General features: G+C 61.3%; 15 protein-coding genes. 6 read left to right on the top strand and 9 right to left on the bottom strand.

The window, feature by feature from the left end; genetic code table 11:
* Positions 1–337: 337 nt before the first annotated feature.
* Genes BraRD5C2_RS17850 through BraRD5C2_RS17840 form a run of 3 tightly spaced genes read right to left on the bottom strand, consistent with a single transcriptional unit; the run spans position 338 to position 2,375 of the window.
* A complete protein-coding gene (locus BraRD5C2_RS17850) occupies positions 338–706 on the bottom strand; it encodes an avidin/streptavidin family protein (RefSeq protein ID WP_223970062.1) in 369 nt (122 codons plus the stop codon).
* A 31-nt stretch (positions 707–737) separates the two neighbouring features.
* On the bottom strand, positions 738–1,439 hold the full coding sequence (locus tag BraRD5C2_RS17845; RefSeq protein WP_223970061.1) for an antibiotic biosynthesis monooxygenase family protein: 702 nt from the start codon (positions 1,437–1,439) through the stop codon (positions 738–740).
* Positions 1,440–1,457: 18 nt separating this feature from the next.
* Entirely contained in the window at positions 1,458–2,375 is a 918-nt protein-coding gene (locus BraRD5C2_RS17840; RefSeq protein ID WP_223970060.1) for an alpha/beta hydrolase, read from the bottom strand.
* Positions 2,376–2,762: 387 nt separating this feature from the next.
* Here BraRD5C2_RS17840 and paoA point away from each other — a divergent pair, with 387 nt between their 5' ends.
* From paoA to paoC, 3 genes are read left to right on the top strand one after another with little or no spacing between them, the layout of a single operon-like run.
* Entirely contained in the window at positions 2,763–3,410 is a 648-nt protein-coding gene (gene paoA / locus BraRD5C2_RS17835; RefSeq protein WP_223970113.1) for an aldehyde dehydrogenase iron-sulfur subunit PaoA, read from the top strand.
* The gene (locus BraRD5C2_RS17830) at positions 3,407–4,357 is read left to right on the top strand and encodes an FAD binding domain-containing protein (RefSeq protein WP_223970059.1); all 951 of its coding nucleotides are present in this window, start codon (positions 3,407–3,409) and stop codon (positions 4,355–4,357) included. Before paoA ends, BraRD5C2_RS17830 begins: the two co-directional genes overlap by 4 nt.
* A gap of 15 nt (positions 4,358–4,372) precedes the next feature.
* Entirely contained in the window at positions 4,373–6,577 is a 2,205-nt protein-coding gene (gene paoC, locus BraRD5C2_RS17825) for an aldehyde oxidoreductase molybdenum-binding subunit PaoC (RefSeq protein ID WP_223970058.1), read from the top strand.
* Positions 6,578–6,689: 112 nt separating this feature from the next.
* On the opposite strand, the gene BraRD5C2_RS17820 is transcribed toward paoC, so the two are convergent.
* Positions 6,690–6,962, bottom strand: coding sequence for a hypothetical protein (locus BraRD5C2_RS17820; protein WP_223970056.1), 273 nt, complete (start codon positions 6,960–6,962; stop codon positions 6,690–6,692).
* Positions 6,963–8,231: 1,269 nt separating this feature from the next.
* A complete protein-coding gene (locus BraRD5C2_RS17810) occupies positions 8,232–8,411 on the bottom strand; it encodes a hypothetical protein (protein ID WP_223970054.1) in 180 nt (59 codons plus the stop codon).
* A gap of 1,001 nt (positions 8,412–9,412) precedes the next feature.
* On the opposite strand from BraRD5C2_RS17810, the gene BraRD5C2_RS17805 reads away from it, so the two are divergent.
* Positions 9,413–9,649, top strand: coding sequence for a hypothetical protein (locus BraRD5C2_RS17805; protein ID WP_223970053.1), 237 nt, complete (start codon positions 9,413–9,415; stop codon positions 9,647–9,649).
* Between the two features lie 124 nt (positions 9,650–9,773).
* Here the strand turns inward: BraRD5C2_RS17805 and BraRD5C2_RS17800 are convergent, their stop codons facing one another.
* Together BraRD5C2_RS17800 and BraRD5C2_RS17795 are read right to left on the bottom strand one after the other, a co-directional pair.
* The gene (locus BraRD5C2_RS17800) at positions 9,774–12,038 is read right to left on the bottom strand and encodes a cation:proton antiporter domain-containing protein (protein ID WP_223970051.1); all 2,265 of its coding nucleotides are present in this window, start codon (positions 12,036–12,038) and stop codon (positions 9,774–9,776) included.
* A gap of 1,139 nt (positions 12,039–13,177) precedes the next feature.
* Positions 13,178–14,605, bottom strand: coding sequence for a histidine kinase (locus tag BraRD5C2_RS17795; RefSeq protein WP_223970049.1), 1,428 nt, complete (start codon positions 14,603–14,605; stop codon positions 13,178–13,180).
* A gap of 59 nt (positions 14,606–14,664) precedes the next feature.
* Here BraRD5C2_RS17795 and BraRD5C2_RS17790 point away from each other — a divergent pair, with 59 nt between their 5' ends.
* Positions 14,665–15,309 carry a response regulator gene (locus tag BraRD5C2_RS17790; protein WP_223970048.1) on the top strand — a complete coding sequence of 215 codons (645 nt, stop codon included), beginning with the start codon at positions 14,665–14,667 and terminating at the stop codon, positions 15,307–15,309.
* 139 nt (positions 15,310–15,448) lie between these two features.
* Here the strand turns inward: BraRD5C2_RS17790 and BraRD5C2_RS17785 are convergent, their stop codons facing one another.
* Positions 15,449–15,874, bottom strand: a complete 426-nt coding sequence (locus tag BraRD5C2_RS17785) for a hypothetical protein (RefSeq protein ID WP_223970047.1) — start codon at positions 15,872–15,874, stop codon at positions 15,449–15,451.
* A 1,351-nt stretch (positions 15,875–17,225) separates the two neighbouring features.
* Here BraRD5C2_RS17785 and BraRD5C2_RS17780 point away from each other — a divergent pair.
* On the top strand, positions 17,226–17,429 hold the full coding sequence (locus tag BraRD5C2_RS17780) for a CsbD family protein (RefSeq protein ID WP_223970046.1): 204 nt from the start codon (positions 17,226–17,228) through the stop codon (positions 17,427–17,429).
* Between the two features lie 156 nt (positions 17,430–17,585).
* Here the strand turns inward: BraRD5C2_RS17780 and BraRD5C2_RS17775 are convergent, their stop codons facing one another.
* A complete protein-coding gene (locus tag BraRD5C2_RS17775) occupies positions 17,586–17,975 on the bottom strand; it encodes a PRC-barrel domain-containing protein (protein ID WP_223970045.1) in 390 nt (129 codons plus the stop codon).
* Positions 17,976–18,990 lie beyond the last annotated feature (1,015 nt).

Here is an 18,990-nt window from a genome sequence, read left to right as displayed (position 1 = left end):
CACTGCGTCATCGGCAAACATGTCGAGGATGGTTTCAACATCGCCAGCGCGGTAGGCGTCGAGCCAGTCAACCGCAGTGGCCATCGGGTCAAAAGACATATTCGTCACCTACATGCCATTGTCAGCTGCGGGTTCTAGGATCGTCTACGTGAACCGAAGCTGAAGGACTGAAATGAACCACAGGGAAGCGGAACCCGCCGCACTCTTATGGTGTCCCCCGTCCAGGCATTCATGCGTCGGATCCAAGGTTTGGGATCGACTTCCGGTACCCAAGCAACTGGTTGCAATCGGCATAGTTGCCGAGAATCGCACGCAAGTTGGTGCGGCCTTACGAAACTCAGAGAACACGTTCGAACGTGTCCGCGCCGGTCGTCATGGCTCGCCACCAGTTGTTCTTACGGGTCTCACCCGGCTTGCCGACTTCGGCTTTGACCGCGGCGTCGGCCGCGACGAACCAGAGCGTCTCCATCTTCCCTTCCCGAAAGAGGCCGGTGTAGGAGACCACCGAATCTCCGGTGGGTGTCACGCCCCCGCAGACGAAGCTGATGCAATCGCCTTGATGCGCACCCATCACCGGAACCGTCTGACCGAAAAAGCCGCTGTCCCGGAGGGCGGTCGTGAACAGCCCTTCGATCCGGTTGCGCGCGTCATCGGTGATCTCGACGATCGAGCCGTACTGGTTGCGCCATTTCCCTTTCCAGTTCATGGCAATCGTGCCCTTCCGCTATTTCCGGTCGCTAGTGGGTTGGCCACGGATGCTTATTTTCACGACCTTCGATGTCAGGGTAGAACTGAGGCGTCTCGCGCCGGTCGAAGCGGCCATAGTCGCGTACAACCCGCACCTTGCGATGTCGCAACTGCTCGACGCCATCGATCATCTTCGGCATCCAAGAGTCCGCTGCCGTCGGGTTCTTCCAGCTGACAAGTAGTGCCATTTTTCCAGGATTGTAGATGCTCGCCCAAACGTCGTGGTCGATGACGCCCGGATCGTTCAGGTCAAGACCAAGATGTGCAGGCAGGAGATCGACCTGGTTCGCGAGTGCGGCGCCCTTCGCCGGCATGATTTCCGTGAACGTCGCCAACGTTCCCTTGCCGACCTCGGTCTCGTCGAAACGCCGTTCGCGGACGGGCGCTTCCTTCGGCGGATGGGTATCGGACGTCACGTCGCCGACCCGCAAGTGATAGTCCGAGAAGATCTTGAACCTGCCTTTGCCCTGGACGACGTGATGCTCGGCCTCGGTCCGCCAACGTACGACCGACTTCTCGTCCCGCCAGGTCGAATGGGAAAGCACCCACCCGGGACGCAGCTTGCTCTCGAAACGCTCGTTGTCGACGAAGCCATCAATGCGTTCCAAAATCGGTTTCAGGTGCTTGGCGAGATCCAGATACTCGTTCTTCTTGCCGTCGTTCGGATGCACTTCGAAAATCACTGAAAACATATCGATTCCTTTCGTGGTTCAACTCGGAATTGGCGCGATGTCTTCGCCTTTCAGGAAATCGATGCTTTCTCGCCAGAGTGCGAAGCGCATCGCTTCCAGATGCATCAGATGGGTGCCGCGACCGATCTTGATGTCGCGCTTGGTCGGTGTGTTGGAGAGCGCATCGAACAGCCATCGCGCGTCGTCGTCCTGGACTAGGCCATCCCATTCGCCCCGGATGATCGAGACCGGCGACTTCACTTGCGAGGGATCGTAGGCAGGTTGCCCGTGCCAGGCCTTGATGATCTCGCTGAATGGGCCGAGCGGAGTCTTCACTCCGGTGGGGTCGCGCGACCGGCTCTCGGGATCGCTGCCCAGATAGAGCTTGCTCCATTCATCGAAATGGACCCGCGAGAGCACCGGAGGAACGTGTTCGGGGATGTCCTCGACGAACCTGTTCCACTGGTCCTCCGACGTGACGATGCGCCATGCCGGGAACGTCGGCGGGTTTTCGTAGCGGCGAGATGGCCGGCGTCCGATCGGTGCGAAAAGGACGAGACGATCGACCAGCGCGGAATGGGCCGAGGCGAACAGGCACGCGGGCATCGCACCCCATGAATGGGAGATCAATGAAAGTTTGTCCCGGCTCTGATGCCCGAGGATGAATCGGGCCGCAGCCGCCACCTGTTTGGCGGCGTCCTCGGCGACGCAAAGCGGTTGATATTCGGTTGCCGCTTGGTCCATCTCCGGATATCGGTCGGAGTGCCCGAACCCGTAGAGGTCCAGACCCCAAACATCAAAGCCGGCCTCGTTCAGGGCATCGCGCCACGACTTACCGTCGAAACGATGCGCGATCGACAGAGCGGAAGGGAAAGTCGCGCCATGCACGTAGAGCACAGGGCTGCCGGCCGTGCCGGCCTGGCTGGTTGTCGGAAGAAGCCGAAGAAAAAGCGACAACCCGTCGCGAGGGCCGGGAATCCGGAAGTGCTGCTCCTTCGGATCCAGTAGCGCCGCCTTTGAATAATCTGTCATTTTCGCATTCCAACTGTCATTTTCGCATTTCAGAAAGGGCTTGCAGATCGGAGAGGCTTGCCGGTTTGGGCAGATAACGCTTCTTCAAATCGTGAGTTGCAGCAGACCAATTCGATGCCGGTCGAAGTGACGTTGTAGCGCAGCGCAGCATCCGCAACGCGGAAGGCCCCAGACCTTACAGTTCGGATTAGAGAGGGCTCGACGAGCACAAGTGTTCTGGATTGCAACTATTTGCTGTCCAGTCACTTCACTTGGTCATGTATGCGCTGCGCTCAGCAGGAACGCAGGCCGCCGCCTAAGGGAGGGAAGTGCATGCCCGCTCCAGCAGGTTTGGAACTATCTCGCCGCTGCTTGTTGATGACGGGAGCCGCTACGCTTGCCGCGTCGTCCTTCGCGCCGCGCGGATCGTTGGCGGAGACCAACCGACCAGCCCCGATCGGAGCCCCCGTGATGGCGAAAGTGTCCTTTGACGTGAACGGCGAAGCCCATCGGCTTGAGCTCGATACCCGAACCACGCTGCTGGATGCCCTGCGTGAGCACCTGCACCTGACCGGCACCAAGAAAGGCTGCGACCACGGCCAATGCGGTGCGTGCACGGTGATCGTCGATGGGCGGCGGATCAATTCGTGCCTGACGCTTGCGGTGATGCATCAGGGCAACGAGATCACTACGATCGAGGGCCTTGGCACGCCGGACGCGCTGCATCCACTGCAGGCGGCGTTCGTCGAGCACGACGGCTATCAATGCGGCTATTGCACGCCCGGCCAGATCTGCTCGGCGGTCGCCGTGCTGGCGGAAGTCAAGGCCGGCGTCCCGAGCCATGTCACGGCCGACTTGAATGCGCCGGTGCGATTGACCAATGCTGAACTCCGGGAGCGCATGAGCGGCAACATCTGCCGCTGCGGCGCCTATTCCAACATCGCCGAGGCGATCGGTGCGGTCGCCGGGAGGGACGCATGAGATCATTCAGCTATGAGCGCGCCACCTCGCCGGGCGCAGCGGCCGCTGCCGCCGCCGCCACTGCGAACGCAAAATTCATCGCTGGCGGCACCAATCTGCTCGACCTGATGAAACTGGAGATCGAGACACCGGCACATCTGATCGACGTCAACGACCTTGCGCTCGACCGCATCGAGGAGACAGCTGATGGCGGCTTGCGGGTCGGCGCGCTGGTGCGCAACACCGATCTGGCTGCGAACTGGCGGGTGCGGCGCGACTATGGCGTGCTGTCGCGCGCGCTGCTTGCCGGCGCCTCGGGCCAGTTGCGCAACAAGGCGACGACGGCGGGCAATTTGCTGCAGCGGACGCGCTGCCCCTATTTCTACGACACGAATCTGCCCTGCAACAAGCGCAAGCCGGGCAGCGGCTGTGCCGCGATCGGCGGCTTCAGCCGTCAGCATGCGGTGGTCGGTGCGAGCGAAGCGTGCATCGCGACCCATCCGAGCGACATGGCGGTAGCGATGCGCGCGCTCGATGCGACGGTGGAGACGGTGCGGCCCGATGGCGCGACGCGGAGCATCCCGATCGCCGACTTGCACCGGTTGCCCGGCGACAACCCGGAAATCGAGACCGTCCTGGAGCCGGGTGAATTGATTACGGCTGTGACGCTGCCGAAACCCGTCGGCGGCACGCAGGCCTATCGCAAGGTGCGCGACCGCGCATCCTATGCGTTCGCGCTGGTCTCGGTCGCTGCCATCGTGCAACCCGACGGCACTGGCCGCGTCGCGCTCGGCGGCGTCGCGCACAAGCCGTGGCGTGTGGAGGCCGCGGAAGCGGAACTGCCACGCGGTGCCAAAGCCGTCACCGCGCGGCTGCTCGATGATGCAAAGCCGACTAGGGACAATGCGTACAAACTGCCACTCGCAGAGCGAACGCTGGCGGCGGTGCTGCGCGAGGCAAGAGCTTGATGAGGGCTTGAGATCATGCGTTTTGAACATCCTGCGACCTTCAATCCGATCGACCAGCTCAAGGTGATCGGCCATCCGACCAACCGGATCGATGGGCCGCTGAAAACTACCGGCACTGCGCCTTACGCCTACGAGCGGCACGACGTCGTGCCCAACCAGGCCTACGGCTATGTGGTCGGGTCGGGCATCGGTAAAGGCGAGATCGCAGCGATCGATCTTGCGGCTGCAAACGCGGCGCCTGGCGTGCTCGCCATCGTCACCGCCGGGAACGCGGGCAAGCTCGGCAAGGGCGAGCGCAACGTGGCGCCGCTGCTCGGCGGCCCCGAGATCGCACATTACCATCAGGCGCTCGCCGTCGTCGTCGCCGAGACTTTCGAGCAGGCGCGCGCCGCGGCGCAACTGGTCCGGATCGATTACGCGAGGGTCGACGGCAAATTCGATCTCGCCGCGGAGCGGCATCGAGCGGGCACGCCGAACCCGCAGATCGGCGGCCCGGCCGATACCGCGGTCGGCGATTTTATCGCCGCCTTTGCCGCTGCGCCCTTGCAACTCGACGCCCACTATACCACGCCCGATCAGGGCCACGCGATGATGGAGCCGCACGCCTCGATCGCGGCCTGGGACAGAGACAAGCTTACGGTCTGGACTTCCAACCAGATGATTGCCTGGGGCGTTGAGGATATGGCGAAGACGCTTGGCATCCCCAGGGAGAATATCCGTCTGGTGTCGCCATATGTCGGCGGCGGCTTTGGCGGCAAGCTGTTCCTGCGCGCCGACGTGTTGCTCGCCGCGCTGGGGGCTCGCGCGGCAGGCCGCCCGGTCAAGGTGGCGTTGCAACGTCCGCTGATGTTCAACAACACCACGCATCGTCCGGCCACGATTCAACGCATCCGGATCGGCGCCGAACGAGACGGCACGATCACCGCGATCGGCCACGAAAGCTGGTCCGGCAATGTCAGCGGCGGCGAGCCCGAGATGGCGGTGAGCCAGACGCGGCTGCTCTATGCCGGTGCCCACCGGATGACGGCGACGCGGCTCGCGGCGCTTGATTTGCCTGAGGGCAATGCGATGCGGGCGCCCGGCGAGGCCTCCGGCATGATGGCGCTCGAGATTGCAATCGACGAACTCGCTGACAAGCTCGGCATCGATCCGGTCGCGCTGCGCATCAAGAACGACACCCAGGTCGATCCGGAACATCCGGAGCGGCACTTCTCGCAGCGACAATTGGTGCGGTGCCTGAACGACGGCGCCGCGCGGTTCGGCTGGAGCAGGCGCAATCCGAAACCCGGCCAGGTCCGCGACGGCCGCTGGCTCATCGGCATGGGCGTTGCCGCCGCCTTCCGTAATAACCTCGTGACCAAATCGGCGGCGCGCGTCCGTCTTGATGGGCAGGGAATGGTCACCGTCGAGACCGATATGACCGACATCGGCACCGGCTCCTACACTATCATCGCGCAGACCGTGGCCGAAATGATGGGGATACCGCTGGAGAAGGTCGCCGTGCGGCTCGGCGATTCCGACTTTCCGGTGTCGTGCGGCTCAGGCGGGCAGTGGGGCGGCAACAACTCCACCGCCGGCGTCTACGCGGCCTGCGTCAAGCTGCGCGAGACGATCACGCAGAAACTCGGCTTCAATTCCGAAGAGGCGGTGTTTGCCGACGGCTTGGTCCGCTCCGGCAATCGCAGCGTGCCGCTCGCGCAAGCGGCGGGTGAGGGCGAGCTCGTGGCGGAGGACGCCATCGAGTATGGCGATCTCGCCAAGACCTATCAGCAATCGACCTTCGGCGCGCATTTCGTCGAAGTCGGTGTCGACGCCGACACGGCTGAAATTAGCGTGCGGCGGATGCTTGCGGTCTGCGCGGCGGGTCGCATCCTCAATCCGAAGGCGGCGCGGAGTCAAGTGATCGGCGCGATGACGATGGGCGTTGGTGCCGCACTCATGGAGGATCTGGTGGTCGATAAGCGCCATGGCCTGTTCATCAATCACGACCTCGCGGCCTATGAGGTGCCGGTTCATGCCGACATCCCGCATCAGGACATGGTCTTCCTCGACGAGACCGATCCGATCTCGTCGCCGATGAAGGCCAAAGGCGTTGCCGAACTCGGCATCTGCGGCGTCGCCGCCGCGGTCGCGAATGCCGTCCAAAACGCGACCGGCGTCCGCGTCCGCGAGTATCCGATCACGCTCGACAAGCTGCTTTACGCACTGCAAGTCGATTGAGCAACTGCCTTGGTCGATGAAGGCCATTGAGCGTGACGGCGGAAATGCCCTGGCATGCTCCGTGATCCTGCGGGCCGCTCGGGATCGGAGTATGGGCGGTCACCATTATATTTCATAATGGCTGATCTTGAGTCAGGCGCCGCTTGAGAGCGTCCAAGCTGACCATCGTAATGGCCTCGTCCAGAAGATCGAGACGAGTTTCGAAGATCGACATCAAGTCCAGATTGTCCCGCCGGTTGAAGACTAGCGGTCTGCGCGTGGCCGCAATGTAGATAGACCGAAGGCAGTGAAGCGCGGTTAGATTTCCTTGGGCGATGTAGCCATCCACCAAGATGACAAAGGCGGGACTGTACTCGGTCGCCCTTCCACGTCTTTCGTCGGTCATTCTTAAAGTCCCGCCTCGGCTCGCCCTCGGGCCGGTAGAGTTGTATTCTTTCGATGTGCATCTCCTAGATCAAGCGTCTTGGTCGTTACACATTGTTGCAATCTGCGCGGAGCTTGCATAGCGGACCTATCGCTCTCCTAAGCACCATGTCGAAGGCAGGTTCATGGTCGAGATTTTCGTCGTGCGCAGCGCCACAAGCTGGCTGCGCTTGAACGAATAGCCTTGGGCCGGCGAACACTCTTTGCACTGCACGTATCGCTTAAGCTCGTCGGCGTCCACGTCGGCCGCCTGACGATGTCGAGCGCGGCCATTTGGTGCGTCTCGCAACCGAGGCACTTCACCTCAAGTCCGCGGCAGCACGGCGACAGCGGCGGCTTCTGCCGTCTTTTGGCAGCGGTCCACAAGACGCAGGCCGTAGCTTAGCCTCATTCTCGGGTTGGTATGGTCAGTAAGTCAGCGATGGGGGGCAAGCGCGCAGGCGACTGCGCCCGGAGTGAAGCGCTTGCACCGCCAGCCGCGATCGTGCTCCTCCGGCTGCGCGTCGCGTTGCAACCGCCGCTTTTCGCTACGGTTCTCCGTTGAATAGCGCAGCGCGCGGCGTAGCGTAGGGGAGCGCCAGGCTGGCCCGCCGCCCAGTGAGGCGTGGCCCCGGCTCGGCCGCCCACGGCCCCCAGCCAGCCGGGCTTGGGCAACCGGCCCATCACGACTTCCAGTTTTCTGAAAATGGCACGCGGCCCCCATGTCACGCCAGTTCGGAACGACATGGACGGCGCCCACCGCGCCCAGTGCAGACCAGGCGCCATCCGACGCGTGACCAAGGCAGATCTTGCGGAAGGAATCTATACGAACATCCACCGTCCGATCGCAGCCGCCATGGCATCGAATGTTGCAGGTGACCTGGCCGTCAGCGAGCCATCCCGCAGCGCTGCCAGACGGGAAGCAGCGGCCGGACAGTTTCGTATATCGGCGGGGCATCGGCGAATGATCGCGACGATCGCGTACAGAGTTAAGCCGCTAGAAGTGTGGGCTGTTGCACAGGGCGAACACAACAGATTGGTCTAGTTGTCCATTGAGTGACGAGTGTTGTCGGTCATTTGCTGTCGGTGGGCCGCGCGCGCCTTGGCGAGCACCGTTACGCCGAGAAATACGAGAAAAGCCATCGTGCCGATGGTTTCCATCGTCGTCTAGCTCCCGGTGACCTCTTTTCCAAGACTAATGGATCAACCTGAGGTCGTGCTTGAGAACCAGATTACCTGAAATTGAACGCCATCATGCGGCGGCGTCGACTGTCGCAATGACACTGCGCATGTCGCAGGCCAACTGGCGGTAGTGCGCCCCCAGGCGCAGGTAGAGATCTCGCTTGCCTCCATCCGCCTGCCGGCCAGCGATCAAGTCGCACTCCGTAGCGAGATTCTCAAATCGTTCTAGCTTGGCCAGCAAGGTAGTCATGCGATTCCCCTGACGCTCCCTGAGGGACTAACCAGGCTACTATTTAGATTAGTTCTTGGTGAACATCGTTATTGGGCAGAACTATTTTTGTTGGCGGACCGACTGCCTTTTCTCGGTGGCTTCGCCGGCGTTCTACGCAGGCACGTTCGCGGCCGAGCCAAGAACACCCGGCAGCGGCGACAATTCGGGCTGCGGCTTGGGACTGGGTTTGAGGCTGGGTCGTCTTGGACATCGGGCCGCCGGCCAATCAGGCCGACCACTACCAGCAATCACAGCACGGACGCCTTGCAGGACCCGCAGCGGATTCCGCTGGTGAGCTTTGTTTCAAACCGGCCTTTCCCCGGAGCAGATCTTCATTGCCATAGGCCACTGCATAGGGAAGCCCGGAGCGAGATTGATCGGCTGATCCGGTTTCTAAGGCTGATTTGAAAAAACTACGCCGCCAGGCTCGAAATGCTTTGTGCCGGCGGCTTGTCTATCCAGCCCTGGGCACCGAAAGGGTCGTTTAGCAGAGGCATCCGGCGCGTGACTGTGCTTCGTTCGCACAAGTTAACGAAAGAGGGGCCGGCGCGTCGTGGCAAACGCACCAGCCCTCCCGAAACGTGACCGTCTGTTCCCCAAACCGATCCCGTCCCTCAGGAACACTGTGCCGACCCGGCTTGCCGATTTGCTAACAGCGACGTTGGCCGGCCGAGAATGGATATCGGTTTCCGGCGAGCCGAGCGGAAATGCGGTTCCGACCGTTCGGTGCGTTGCGGCAACGGGTCGGGAACAAGTGGCAATGCAAGGAGTCATGCCTATGCTCCCGCGATCAGGTTGCCCCCCGACCGGGAGTTTAGTGGCGGCCCTGGCGCCCCCAGCGCCGGGGTCGCTGTCCGTTTACGCCTGCCGCTGGTAACTTATGTCACTGCATCAATTGAGCGTGACATGTGAGGCCGATCACATCCAAAAACCGCGTCTCGATTTATTGACCCGGCAACCCTCGTTGTCGGAGCATCGCGATGACATTGTTCAGCAGCCAAAACTGGTCGGGAACAGCCGCCGCTTCGGTAGCCGGAGTTCTCATCGCAGGGGTGCTTGCCTTTGCGGTGGTTGGCTATGTGGAGTGGTCGTCGGACACCAATCTGGCCCAGTTCATGGGCCGAACCACCAAGGTTACCACTGCAACGTTACTACTCAACAAACGAACGGGTTGCGAGCAAAAGTCGCCCTCGGCGCTTTCTCTTCCGCTCGATTGAACGCCGTCAGATTCACCCTATTGGGTGATGAGCATTCGCGGTCAAGCTCCCAAAGATGCGTTGTACAAAGGCCGGAGGGTTCATGAGGCGCGAGAAGATCGCGGCAAAGATCGATATAGTTGCGTTACGGCGCCAACTTGCTCATTTCTCCGTCCGCCACTAGCAGAACGGAAACCTTCGATTTGCTCAGTACGGTGTGCGCAACGCTGCCGAAATTGAGCCTGTCGCCCGGGATGCGGTCCACGCCAAGTACTACCAAATTGGCGCCGCCGAAGCCGATCTCATGCAGGATGGCCTTGTCCGGTGCCGTATTGGCGCGCAGCGCAGTGGAGACGGTGACATTGTAGCGCGCCGCGGCGGCCGCAATGTCCTTCAGAATTGCTTCCTCCCGCGCGAGCGAAAGTCTGGTATTGCTGCGTTTCGCACCACTGTCTCGCGTGGTGGAAACATAGACCACTTTGAGCGGATCGGGGCTGATGCGTGCTAGAGCGATGGCTACCTCGGCGCCGCGTCGAGACACAGCGCTGCCAGAAACGGGAACAAGTATCTTTAATCCCGAAGGCGCCAGCTTTTTGAGGTGATCGCCTTTGCCAACAACGAGCGCCAGCGGCCCCTTGAAGGTCGCACCGATATCTTCGATCGTACGATCGAACAAGTCTTTGCCGCCAAGGGTCTTCTCTTTGCCTACCACGAGGAGATCGAAGCCCTTCCGCGCTTCCTCAGCGAGGGTATCGACGGGATTTTCCCTCTCCTTCGGCGTACGGCTCACGAGGTCGACGTGGCCCGTGCTGTCTTCGTCGGCCCCTGCAATGACTCTAGCAGCATTCCTAACTACGGTTTCGAGTGTTTGCCCGCCGTCCTGCTTCTCGTCGTCCTTTGGTGGCGGCTCGACGTGAAGCACCGTGATAGGAAGTCCGCGCCAGCCGGCCAGCAGGCCGGCGATGTGGGAGGCAAACTTGGCATTCGCGCTTTCGTCGGCCGCGAGCAACAACCGTTCCAGATTGGCGACGAACCCGTTCTGCTCGAACTCTTCGCGTTCGAGACGCCGCTCTTCTTCTCTCTCAAGTGGTAGCCGCGCCAGCGCGGCGCGCAGCATCGGTGGCATCGCCATGGTAGTGAGGATCGCCATAGTGACGATCATCGAGAACAGATTTTGGCTCAGCACACCCATCGAAAGACCGATGGTGGCGATGATGACCTCCGTCGAGCCGCGGGCATTCATACCGCTGGCAAGTGCATAAGACTCGCGGCGGGTGAAGCCGCCAAGTGCACCGCCAGCATATGCGCCGCCGAACTTGCCGATGCTGGCAATGAGCACCAGCGCTGCGGTCAGCATCAGCAGGTTGGGATCCTTCAGCACGGTGAGATCGGCGGTCAGCCCGGCGAGGCCGAAGAATACCGGCATAAATAAGCTCGAGATCAGCCCGCGCAGACGCTCGTCGATTTGCTTCGACAGGATGGGTGACTCTCCGACCAGCACGCCGGCAATGAAAGCGCCCAGTACGGAGTGCACGCCTATCAAGTGTGTGACCATTGCCATCAGGCTCATGATGAGCAGGATAACAGTGATAACGGCGGCTGAGCTGACGAGATGGTCATTGGCCCAGCGGATCAGGCGGAACACCAGCCAGCGTCCGATCGTGAAACTGAGGCCAAGGAAGGCGAGTGTACTGAGCAGGGACTTGCCGACGGCATAGACGTCGAGCCTTCCTTCCGAGGCAAGGCTGAAAATCATGGCGATGATTATCCAACCGATCGTATCGTCTATGATCGCGGTGGCGACGATGATCTGCCCGACATTGCGGCGCATGAAGTTCATCTCGCGGACGACAACGGCGACGATCTTCACGGACGAGATCGACAACGCCGTGCCGAGGAACAGCGAAGACACTAACCGTGTTTCCGGACGCGGCAGCAGGCTTTGCGGCAGAAACTGGCCGAGCGCAAAGCCGCAGATGAAGGGGACAACAATACCCGTGATCGAAATGGCAACCGCGGCTTTGCCGACCTTGCGCACGAGTTTAAGATCGGTCTCCATGCCCGTCAGCAGCAGCAACAAAAGGATGCCGAGTTGCGCGATGCCGTCGAGCAGGGCTTTCTGCTCGGGCGAGGCAGGAAAGATCGTATGCTGGGCTTCCGGCCACAACCAGCCGAATAGCGACGGGCCGAGCAGCAGGCCCGACAAGAGTTCGCCGATCACCGAAGGCTGGCCGATGCGCTGCATCAATTCCCCGAGGCCGCGGCCAACCGCGATCAAGAGCGATATCTGCAACAGCAACAGGAATTCGGACGGGCGGGCGGCCTTGTCGCCTTCAGCCCCCGCGATCGTCACTGTAAACAGGAGTACAACTCCTGCCCGAAGCAGCGACGGGAAACATGTCCATCGCATCGGTTGTTTCCCCCGGCTCGTTCGGATCAACTGTCGAGCGGCACAGAAGGTTCCCGAGCCTTTCCGCGGCCGGCTGGTTCACTGGTTAATCAATCGTCAGCGGCGGAATGGTCGAGAAGCAACCGTAGCAGCTGTCGAAAGCAGAGCGCGAAGGTTGCCGACGGTGCGCGTCAGGAGAGCGACAGCGCCGACCGCCGCACCGAGCTTGCCTCCAATCGCACCGCGCAGCGCCTGGATCATGAGCGGCCTGTTTGCGCTGGCGTCAGGAATTCGGGAGTGGCACGTCCAAGCCTGGATGCGAGGTGGCTCGATGCGCGAATTCCGACTGCAACAAGTACATTCATCTCACCCGTCTTACTCGCAGCGTTGGCCGGCGTTTAGCCGGCTAGAACTCCACTTCGCCTCCAAGCGTTCAAGATAGCATCGCGGGCGCCCAAAACCTGCAGCTCGCGGGCTATCATTGCATGTCCATTTGGCGTTTAACTCATGTTGTGACAACGGAGGCTGTGGTCGCATTACGCTTTGTCTTGAAATCCGTCATCTCTGCTTGTGACGCAAAGCCGACGCAGAGGCACATTAGGGTAGGCGGGCCGCGTCGGTCGCAACGCGAGCTCCTTGCAGGCCCTCTAATTTCTGACAGATGCGCAGACACGTTGGAAAGCGTCGCTGCCGGGCGGCAAAGTACAATGGAGGAAAATGATGAAGTGCCTTCGGATTTTCGCTACGCCTGAATCCCCTTTTGGGGAAGGTAAAGTAGCGAGCCTGTTCCAGCATCTCTGACAGGGCCAAGCGGCAGAAGCGCGGCCTGCTTTCGCGCCTCGCGTGCACATTCACCGCTAGTTTCTTGTTCTTTCGTCATGATTCGCCCCCAGCATCCTTGCGGATGGCCGCGGCAAAATTTCCGACCTTGTCGACGGCCTTACTTGCGAAGCTCTTCCTTCGAAACACCCAACGCATGAGACCACCAGCATTTCATCTGATCAGGCGCATGCAGATTAATTTTGGAGCATTCGAACTGATCGTTTCTCGTAAGGCTGTACGTCCTCGAACCGGCGGCCGGATTGATGTGTTTCATTCATCAGGACGTGTCTAAATCGCAAGCGCAGTATGGAAACGACCGGGGTCACCTGTAAGCAAGATTACAAGCATGCGCTGCGCCCCGTCGTCGAGGTGATGCCTTCATCTCGCTGCCCAACGGGGTGGTCGAGCGGAAGGTGGCAACGCACGACGGTCCGGTTGTGCTCGCGGAGCACCTGCAGCTTTCCGTCGAGCGCGCGCACGCGGTCATGCATGCCGGTCAGGCCTCTTCCGAACGTGAGGTCCTGCGGCAGGCCAATGCCGTCGTCGGATATCTCGATCTGGATCTGATTTCCGTCGACCATCGCCACAACGCCCATTGTGGTCGCCTGCGCATGCCGAAGCACATTGGTCACGCCCTCCTGGGTCAGTCGATAGGTGGTCTGCGAGAGCAGGCTGTCGAGCTCGTTCAGACGATCATCGAACCGAGATGTGACGCGCAGTCCGGGAGCCTGGGATTGGGCGTTGCGCAGCAGCGCCTGGATGCTCGCGGCCAGTCCCAGTTCCGCAACGTAGACCGGGCTCAGGCCCTCCAGCACGCGCCGGTTCGCCAGTTGCAGGGCCTCAGCCGCGTTGAGGATGCCGTACGCCGGCGAACCGGGCTCGGGAGGGCCCTCAGCTTCGGGGTCGGACAGCGCCGTGGCGTTGGCGCGTATCGCGAACAGCAGCGGCCCCATCTCGTCATGCAGCTCCCGTGCCAGCTCGCGGCGCTCGTCATCCTGCACGGCGACGAGTTTGCGTAGCAGGTCTCGATTGTCGCGGCTGAGGCGCTTCAGGGTCGCGGCGAGCTCGTTGGCTTCTGCACAGCTCTGGCGGATCTCAGGTGGGCCGGCCAATGGGATCGCGGCATCATAGTTGCCGTTTCGCATCCGGGTCAGCCCGGCGCCGAGCTGCGCCAGCGGACGCAGTGCAGTGCCTGTTGTAAAATAGGCGCTGAGCCCAGCAAGCAGCATCAGCGCCGCGCTGGCCGCGACGATGGCCAGAAAGCCCACCCATTTTTCCAGGATCTCGGCCGAGAGGTCGGGTTTGAAGACTATGTCGCCGGCATGTGCCGTTCCTATTCTGATCGGATGGGTCGAGCCAAGCTGGGGAATCCGCAGAAGAGCGGTGAACCAGAGGGGAACGTTGCTGCGATAGGTGTCGGCGGCGATGCGGGGCGGCCTCGATCCCGCCGGCACGAACTCGATGGCGGCAGGCATGCCCAATCCGCCCGCGAAAGCATCGAGCGTCTGCTGCGGATTGCTCGCGGCCGCAAGCGCGGCGTTCAATGCATCGGCCACGAGCTGGGCGGAGCGCGCGCCCTGGGCATTCTCGTCCTCGAACTGCTCGGGTGAGAAGGTCTGCAAGGCAAGCCCGCCGAGCAGCAACGCGCCGACGACCATTGCCGCCAATGGCAGCAACAGCCGTGCGCGCAGGGAGAGTCGGTTCCAGAGTTGAGCCGAGAATCTGGTCGAGAGACTTTTTGAGAGTCTTGGCAATTCGGGCTCCATTCGACGATTCTTCTCTTTCAATTCCCGCGCGAAGTTCTATTTAGACAGCGGAGGCAGTCGTGCACGATACGGCCAAATCAGCTACAAGGGTATTGATCGTCGATGACCACCCGGTGGTGGTGTCGGGCTGCAGATCCCTGTTCGCCGCCGACAAGACGGTAAAGATCGACGAGGCCGCCGATGCCAAGACCGGCCATCGTGCCTTCATGCAGAAGCGGCCGGATGTGACTGTCATCGATATCAAGCTTCCCGACGTTTCCGGGTTCGAGCTGCTGCGCAGGATCCGCAAGGACGATCCGGACGCCCGCATCATCATGTTCAGCATGAATGACGATCCCGCATTCGTGGTGCGGGCCGTGGAAATGGGCGCGCAAGGCTATCTCTCCAAGAGCGACGACCCGCGCCTGTTCGTCAGGGCGGTGCGCAAGGTCGCCGCCGGCGAGCGGTTCATTTCGCCGCACCTCGCGGAGGCGATTGCCTTCTCGGGCGCCGCGATCAAGGCCAATCCCGCCTCGCAGATGTCGGCGCGGGAGCTGGAAATCCTGCGGCTGCTCGGCCGGGGCGACAAGATCGTCGACGTCGCATCGGCGCTCGGCATCTCCTACAAGACGGTCGCCAACATCACGTCCCTGCTCAAGCAGAAGCTCGGCGCGAAGAACCACTCCGACTTGGTGCGGATCGCCGTCGAGATGGAACTTGCCTGACGCCTGCAGGAATTGAACTGGCCGCGTGATCGCACGCGGCCAGTCCCTTATTGCCGGAAAATAAGGCGACATTCGTTAGGGCAATGGAAGCGACGAACGCAGCCCTCCGGCAATTCCTATCCGGCACATCGTGGTCGGCTCACCAGTTGGGGAACGACCAGCCCTGCCAGTCCGGTGCGCGATAGCTCGCGTAGCGCTGGCCAGGTTGCGCAAATCGCCGGCTTCTCTCACGCTGCGCGTGCCGGGTGGATCTGGCGCGACGCGTGGCTTGCCCAGTCGCCGTCGTCGGAATCAAGTGAGGCGCGACCAGCGCGACAGTTGCAGGCTGCGCTTCGGGCACCGAAGCCTCGGCGGCGATGGGGGCCGGTGAGGCGGTGACGAGCGGGGTGCTCGTATCCATCCGTATCGCCTCCGGCCATTTGTGCTGCGAGTGAATGCGAATGGTTGTGCGGTCGATGCTGCCATGAGCGACCGCGACTGACGTTGCCGGAAAATACCAATCCACGAGAAACACCAGGCCAAGCAGCATCGCGCTGGTAAACAGAACATATCGAAGCAGGGGCATCAATCTTCACCACATCCCGGATCGCGTATCGACGCCGGCGCTCGACAACGGGAAAAAACGGCAATCGTTCCTGACGCTTCGCTCGCGAAAAGGAGGTCACCGATCGGCGGCCTCCTAGGATTGACCGGTGCAAACTACCAAGTGGTCCATTTGTCGCCGCACCAACAGCCGCGGCCCTCGTGCTCACGGAAGCTGAACCGCTCGTGCGGCCCCCAGCGCCAGCTCCGGCGCGGCTGCGCCGGAGCCAATTTATGCGGCGCGCGGAAGTGAAGCGAGCTGCTAGGTTGGCGTTGCTCGAACGGCTTAGGGACGACATGGACAAAAGCAGCAGAGACGAAGCAGTCAGAGCGGAGCCCGAACCTGCAGCGCGGCCGGCAGAGCGATGTTCTTTGCTGCCCTCGATTCTATGAACAGGCTGGATGTCACGATCAGTGCCAGTGAGAACAATGCGACCACCGACATGCATGCGAACTGATCACCAGCGCCCATCTCAGCCACTCCGTGTTTGCTTCGAACGGTGAACGTGGCAAAAATTGGTTCGTTCCTGAGGTCGGGAAAAACATGCAATGTTTTGATTGGCCATGACCTGTGTGAGCGCCGGCCCCGGCACATGCGGCTGGTGATGCGCTACAATTCAATTAACATGGGTTAGTCCCCCTATGATTTGGGTCAAGGGAACGATTTGGGGCCTGGAGTGGCTCAGTCGTTGGGAAGCTGCGGCCCTGCTTCCTCAGGATCGACAACCGACAACTGACGGCAGCCTCGGTGCGTTTGAGCGCGAAGGCAATTCACGGCAGGTCAGCCCGGGCGTCGTCGGAGCTCAAGCATTATCTTCTATGGTCCTCGAAGGGGGCGGTTTCGTCGGCATGGCGTACCGAGGACGGGTTCGAGGCCTGACACTGGGCTGACGCGCGGACGTTGTTTTCGAATGCGGTTAGGTGAAGGGCGGCGAAAGAAAACGGGCTCAACGCGGCGATTCCCTTGTAAAAAATTAGTCCCAGCGCCCCGGGGAAGGTTGGCGCTGGGACTGATGGCGGCGGCAGGCTTTGGGCAGGATCGTGCCGTCGTCGATTGCATAATTTTCCCGACACTGAATCGTTCCAAATCATTTTCAGTGTAGGCCGCTCTCAGCATGGACCCCCGATGGCCCGCCGAAAGCCGGGCCTTCCAAATTCTCTGAAAAGAACTGACCCAGCATGGGGGCAGCTGAGGACAAGTTTTCACTTCGGTGACCGTCCGGCGACGCATATCTCCGGGCAGCGCGGGTCATACAGCAAACTTGTCGCACGGCAGCCTAGGAACGAAGGCATCTCGCCTCGGTTGATCGGTCTCCAAATCACGGAGATTCAGGATGGACTGGAACAGGGTTGAAGGAAACTGGAAGCAGATGAAGGGGAAGGTGAAAGAGCAATGGGGCAAGCTGACCGATGACGACCTCGACGTCATTGCTGGCAAGCAGGACCAGCTCGAGGGCCGTCTGCAGCAGCGGTATGGCTATGCCAAGGACCAGGCCCAGAAGGAAATCGACGACTGGTATGGCCGCCAGAAGTGGTGAGCAAAGGCCCCGCACTCGCGGGGCTTTTTTCTGCGGCAATTTCGGCCCGAGAGAGATGATGTGGGGACATCTCTGTCAAGCGCGGGGTCTTTATGAGACCCCGCTTTCCAGTGACCGCGAGTCCCTTGCGATGTCAGATCATTGCGCCGGGATCGGCTACTTGCCTTCCGGGACCCAAGTCGTGCTCGCCTTGTCGTATTTGAACCCCGGGGCCGACTTCAAGCCGTCCTTGGACTCGTTCAGGGTCAACCACCATTTGTTGTCCTTCTTCGCCGTCTTCACGGCGGTGAACGGAACGATGACATCTTTCTCTCCCGCACCGAGGAAGCCACCAACGCCGATCACCAGACCGTTGACCTTGCCGGACTTGTCGACGAGGACATCATCGATATCACCGATCTTATTTTGCTGCGGATCGTACACCGATTGCTTGTAGTAGTTGGTCACGGTCCAACTTTCGGCGGGGGCAGCCGACATTGTCTCTGCCGCGTGCGTTGCTGTCATCATGCCAGCTGCAACGATGCAGCCTATAGTAAACCTGTTCATTTTATTCTCCTCCATATCACGCACCTGTAACCTCACGCCTTTAAGGAAGTTCCTGCTCAGTGGGATTGCTGGAAGTTTTTCGCCCGAGGCGTGCGGCCGACGGCTAGTCCCAACTCAACACGGCGGATCCTCGTCAGGGGCGTATCTCAGGTGCAGTCTGCCGGCCGTCTCCAAGTGGTCCTCTACCCGGTAGCGAAGTCCGGCAGCACGGTGATATCCGCCACCCAGCCCTCGAACGTTCGACGGTCTTTTGCAGGCCTAGATGAGCGAGGACGCCGAGCGGACACCGGGAGCCAGCGACAGGATGGAGTTGCAACACCTCGCGCATCCATCGCGTCGAGAGCCTTGGCCGGCTCCCAATTTGATCCAAGCGGGAGTCCGACGAGGTGCTCCCGGTCTTCTGCGAGGTAAAGCAGAGCACGATGCGACGATGGATCCCGACGAGGTCTGGCCGCGATCCGCGGCAGCCTGAGCGAACGCGGGCATAGCCTGTGTTTTCTGCTTAGACCCAGAAGCCGACCTTGTCGTCAACCGGCTTAGGGTCCAACGCTGCCCGTTCAAAATACTCACGCACAACGTTGGCTCTAGCGCGCGTCAATGATGCGTCGCCCTGGGATGCGCGAGAGAGGCTGACAGGATGGCAGCTTTTGCGCCAACGTTGCTACGGCGCATCTGCCATTTTCCGACATTGATGAACAGGGCACGGGTCGAAGCTCCGCCTCAATCTTTGGCTGACATGGTTAGCAAGTCAGCGCGGGGGCAGGCGCGGCTGACCGCGCCCCGGAGTGAAGTGCCTGCACGACCAGCCGCGTTCGCGCTCCTCCGGGCTGCGCTTCGCGTTGCGCGCGCCGCTTTTCACAACGGCCGAGCGAGGCGTTGCCGCGGCTGGCAGCCCACGGCTCGCAGCTAACCGGCTGGCAGCCGGCTCCATCACGATCTCCAGTTCTCTGTGAATAGCGTCTGGTGACTTACCGACTTACCATGTCACGACAATTCGGAGCGATGTGCATGGTGT

It is taken from the genome of Bradyrhizobium sp. RD5-C2, from assembly GCF_019972155.1.
In the GTDB taxonomy this organism is placed as follows: Bacteria; Pseudomonadota; Alphaproteobacteria; order Rhizobiales; family Xanthobacteraceae; genus Bradyrhizobium.
The sequence above is the reverse complement of the archived record's forward strand: the minus strand, read 5'-3'. Positions and strand labels throughout refer to the sequence as shown.

What these genes read in the sequence shown, in the direction of transcription:
- BraRD5C2_RS17850 (WP_223970062.1), bottom strand. Translation starts at nt 706, where the DNA reads ATGAACTGGAAAGGGAAATGGCGCAACCAGTACGGCTCGATCGTCGAG.
- BraRD5C2_RS17845 (WP_223970061.1), bottom strand. Translation starts at nt 1,439, where the DNA reads ATGTTTTCAGTGATTTTCGAAGTGCATCCGAACGACGGCAAGAAGAAC.
- paoA (WP_223970113.1), top strand. Translation starts at nt 2,763, where the DNA reads ATGCCCGCTCCAGCAGGTTTGGAACTATCTCGCCGCTGCTTGTTGATG.
- BraRD5C2_RS17830 (WP_223970059.1), top strand. Translation starts at nt 3,407, where the DNA reads ATGAGATCATTCAGCTATGAGCGCGCCACCTCGCCGGGCGCAGCGGCC.
- paoC (WP_223970058.1), top strand. Translation starts at nt 4,373, where the DNA reads ATGCGTTTTGAACATCCTGCGACCTTCAATCCGATCGACCAGCTCAAG.
- BraRD5C2_RS17820 (WP_223970056.1), bottom strand. Translation starts at nt 6,962, where the DNA reads ATGACCGACGAAAGACGTGGAAGGGCGACCGAGTACAGTCCCGCCTTT.
- BraRD5C2_RS17810 (WP_223970054.1), bottom strand. Translation starts at nt 8,411, where the DNA reads ATGACTACCTTGCTGGCCAAGCTAGAACGATTTGAGAATCTCGCTACG.
- BraRD5C2_RS17805 (WP_223970053.1), top strand. Translation starts at nt 9,413, where the DNA reads ATGACATTGTTCAGCAGCCAAAACTGGTCGGGAACAGCCGCCGCTTCG.
- BraRD5C2_RS17800 (WP_223970051.1), bottom strand. Translation starts at nt 12,038, where the DNA reads ATGCGATGGACATGTTTCCCGTCGCTGCTTCGGGCAGGAGTTGTACTC.
- BraRD5C2_RS17795 (WP_223970049.1), bottom strand. Translation starts at nt 14,605, where the DNA reads ATGGAGCCCGAATTGCCAAGACTCTCAAAAAGTCTCTCGACCAGATTC.
- BraRD5C2_RS17785 (WP_223970047.1), bottom strand. Translation starts at nt 15,874, where the DNA reads ATGCCCCTGCTTCGATATGTTCTGTTTACCAGCGCGATGCTGCTTGGC.
- BraRD5C2_RS17780 (WP_223970046.1), top strand. Translation starts at nt 17,226, where the DNA reads ATGGACTGGAACAGGGTTGAAGGAAACTGGAAGCAGATGAAGGGGAAG.
- BraRD5C2_RS17775 (WP_223970045.1), bottom strand. Translation starts at nt 17,975, where the DNA reads ATGAACAGGTTTACTATAGGCTGCATCGTTGCAGCTGGCATGATGACA.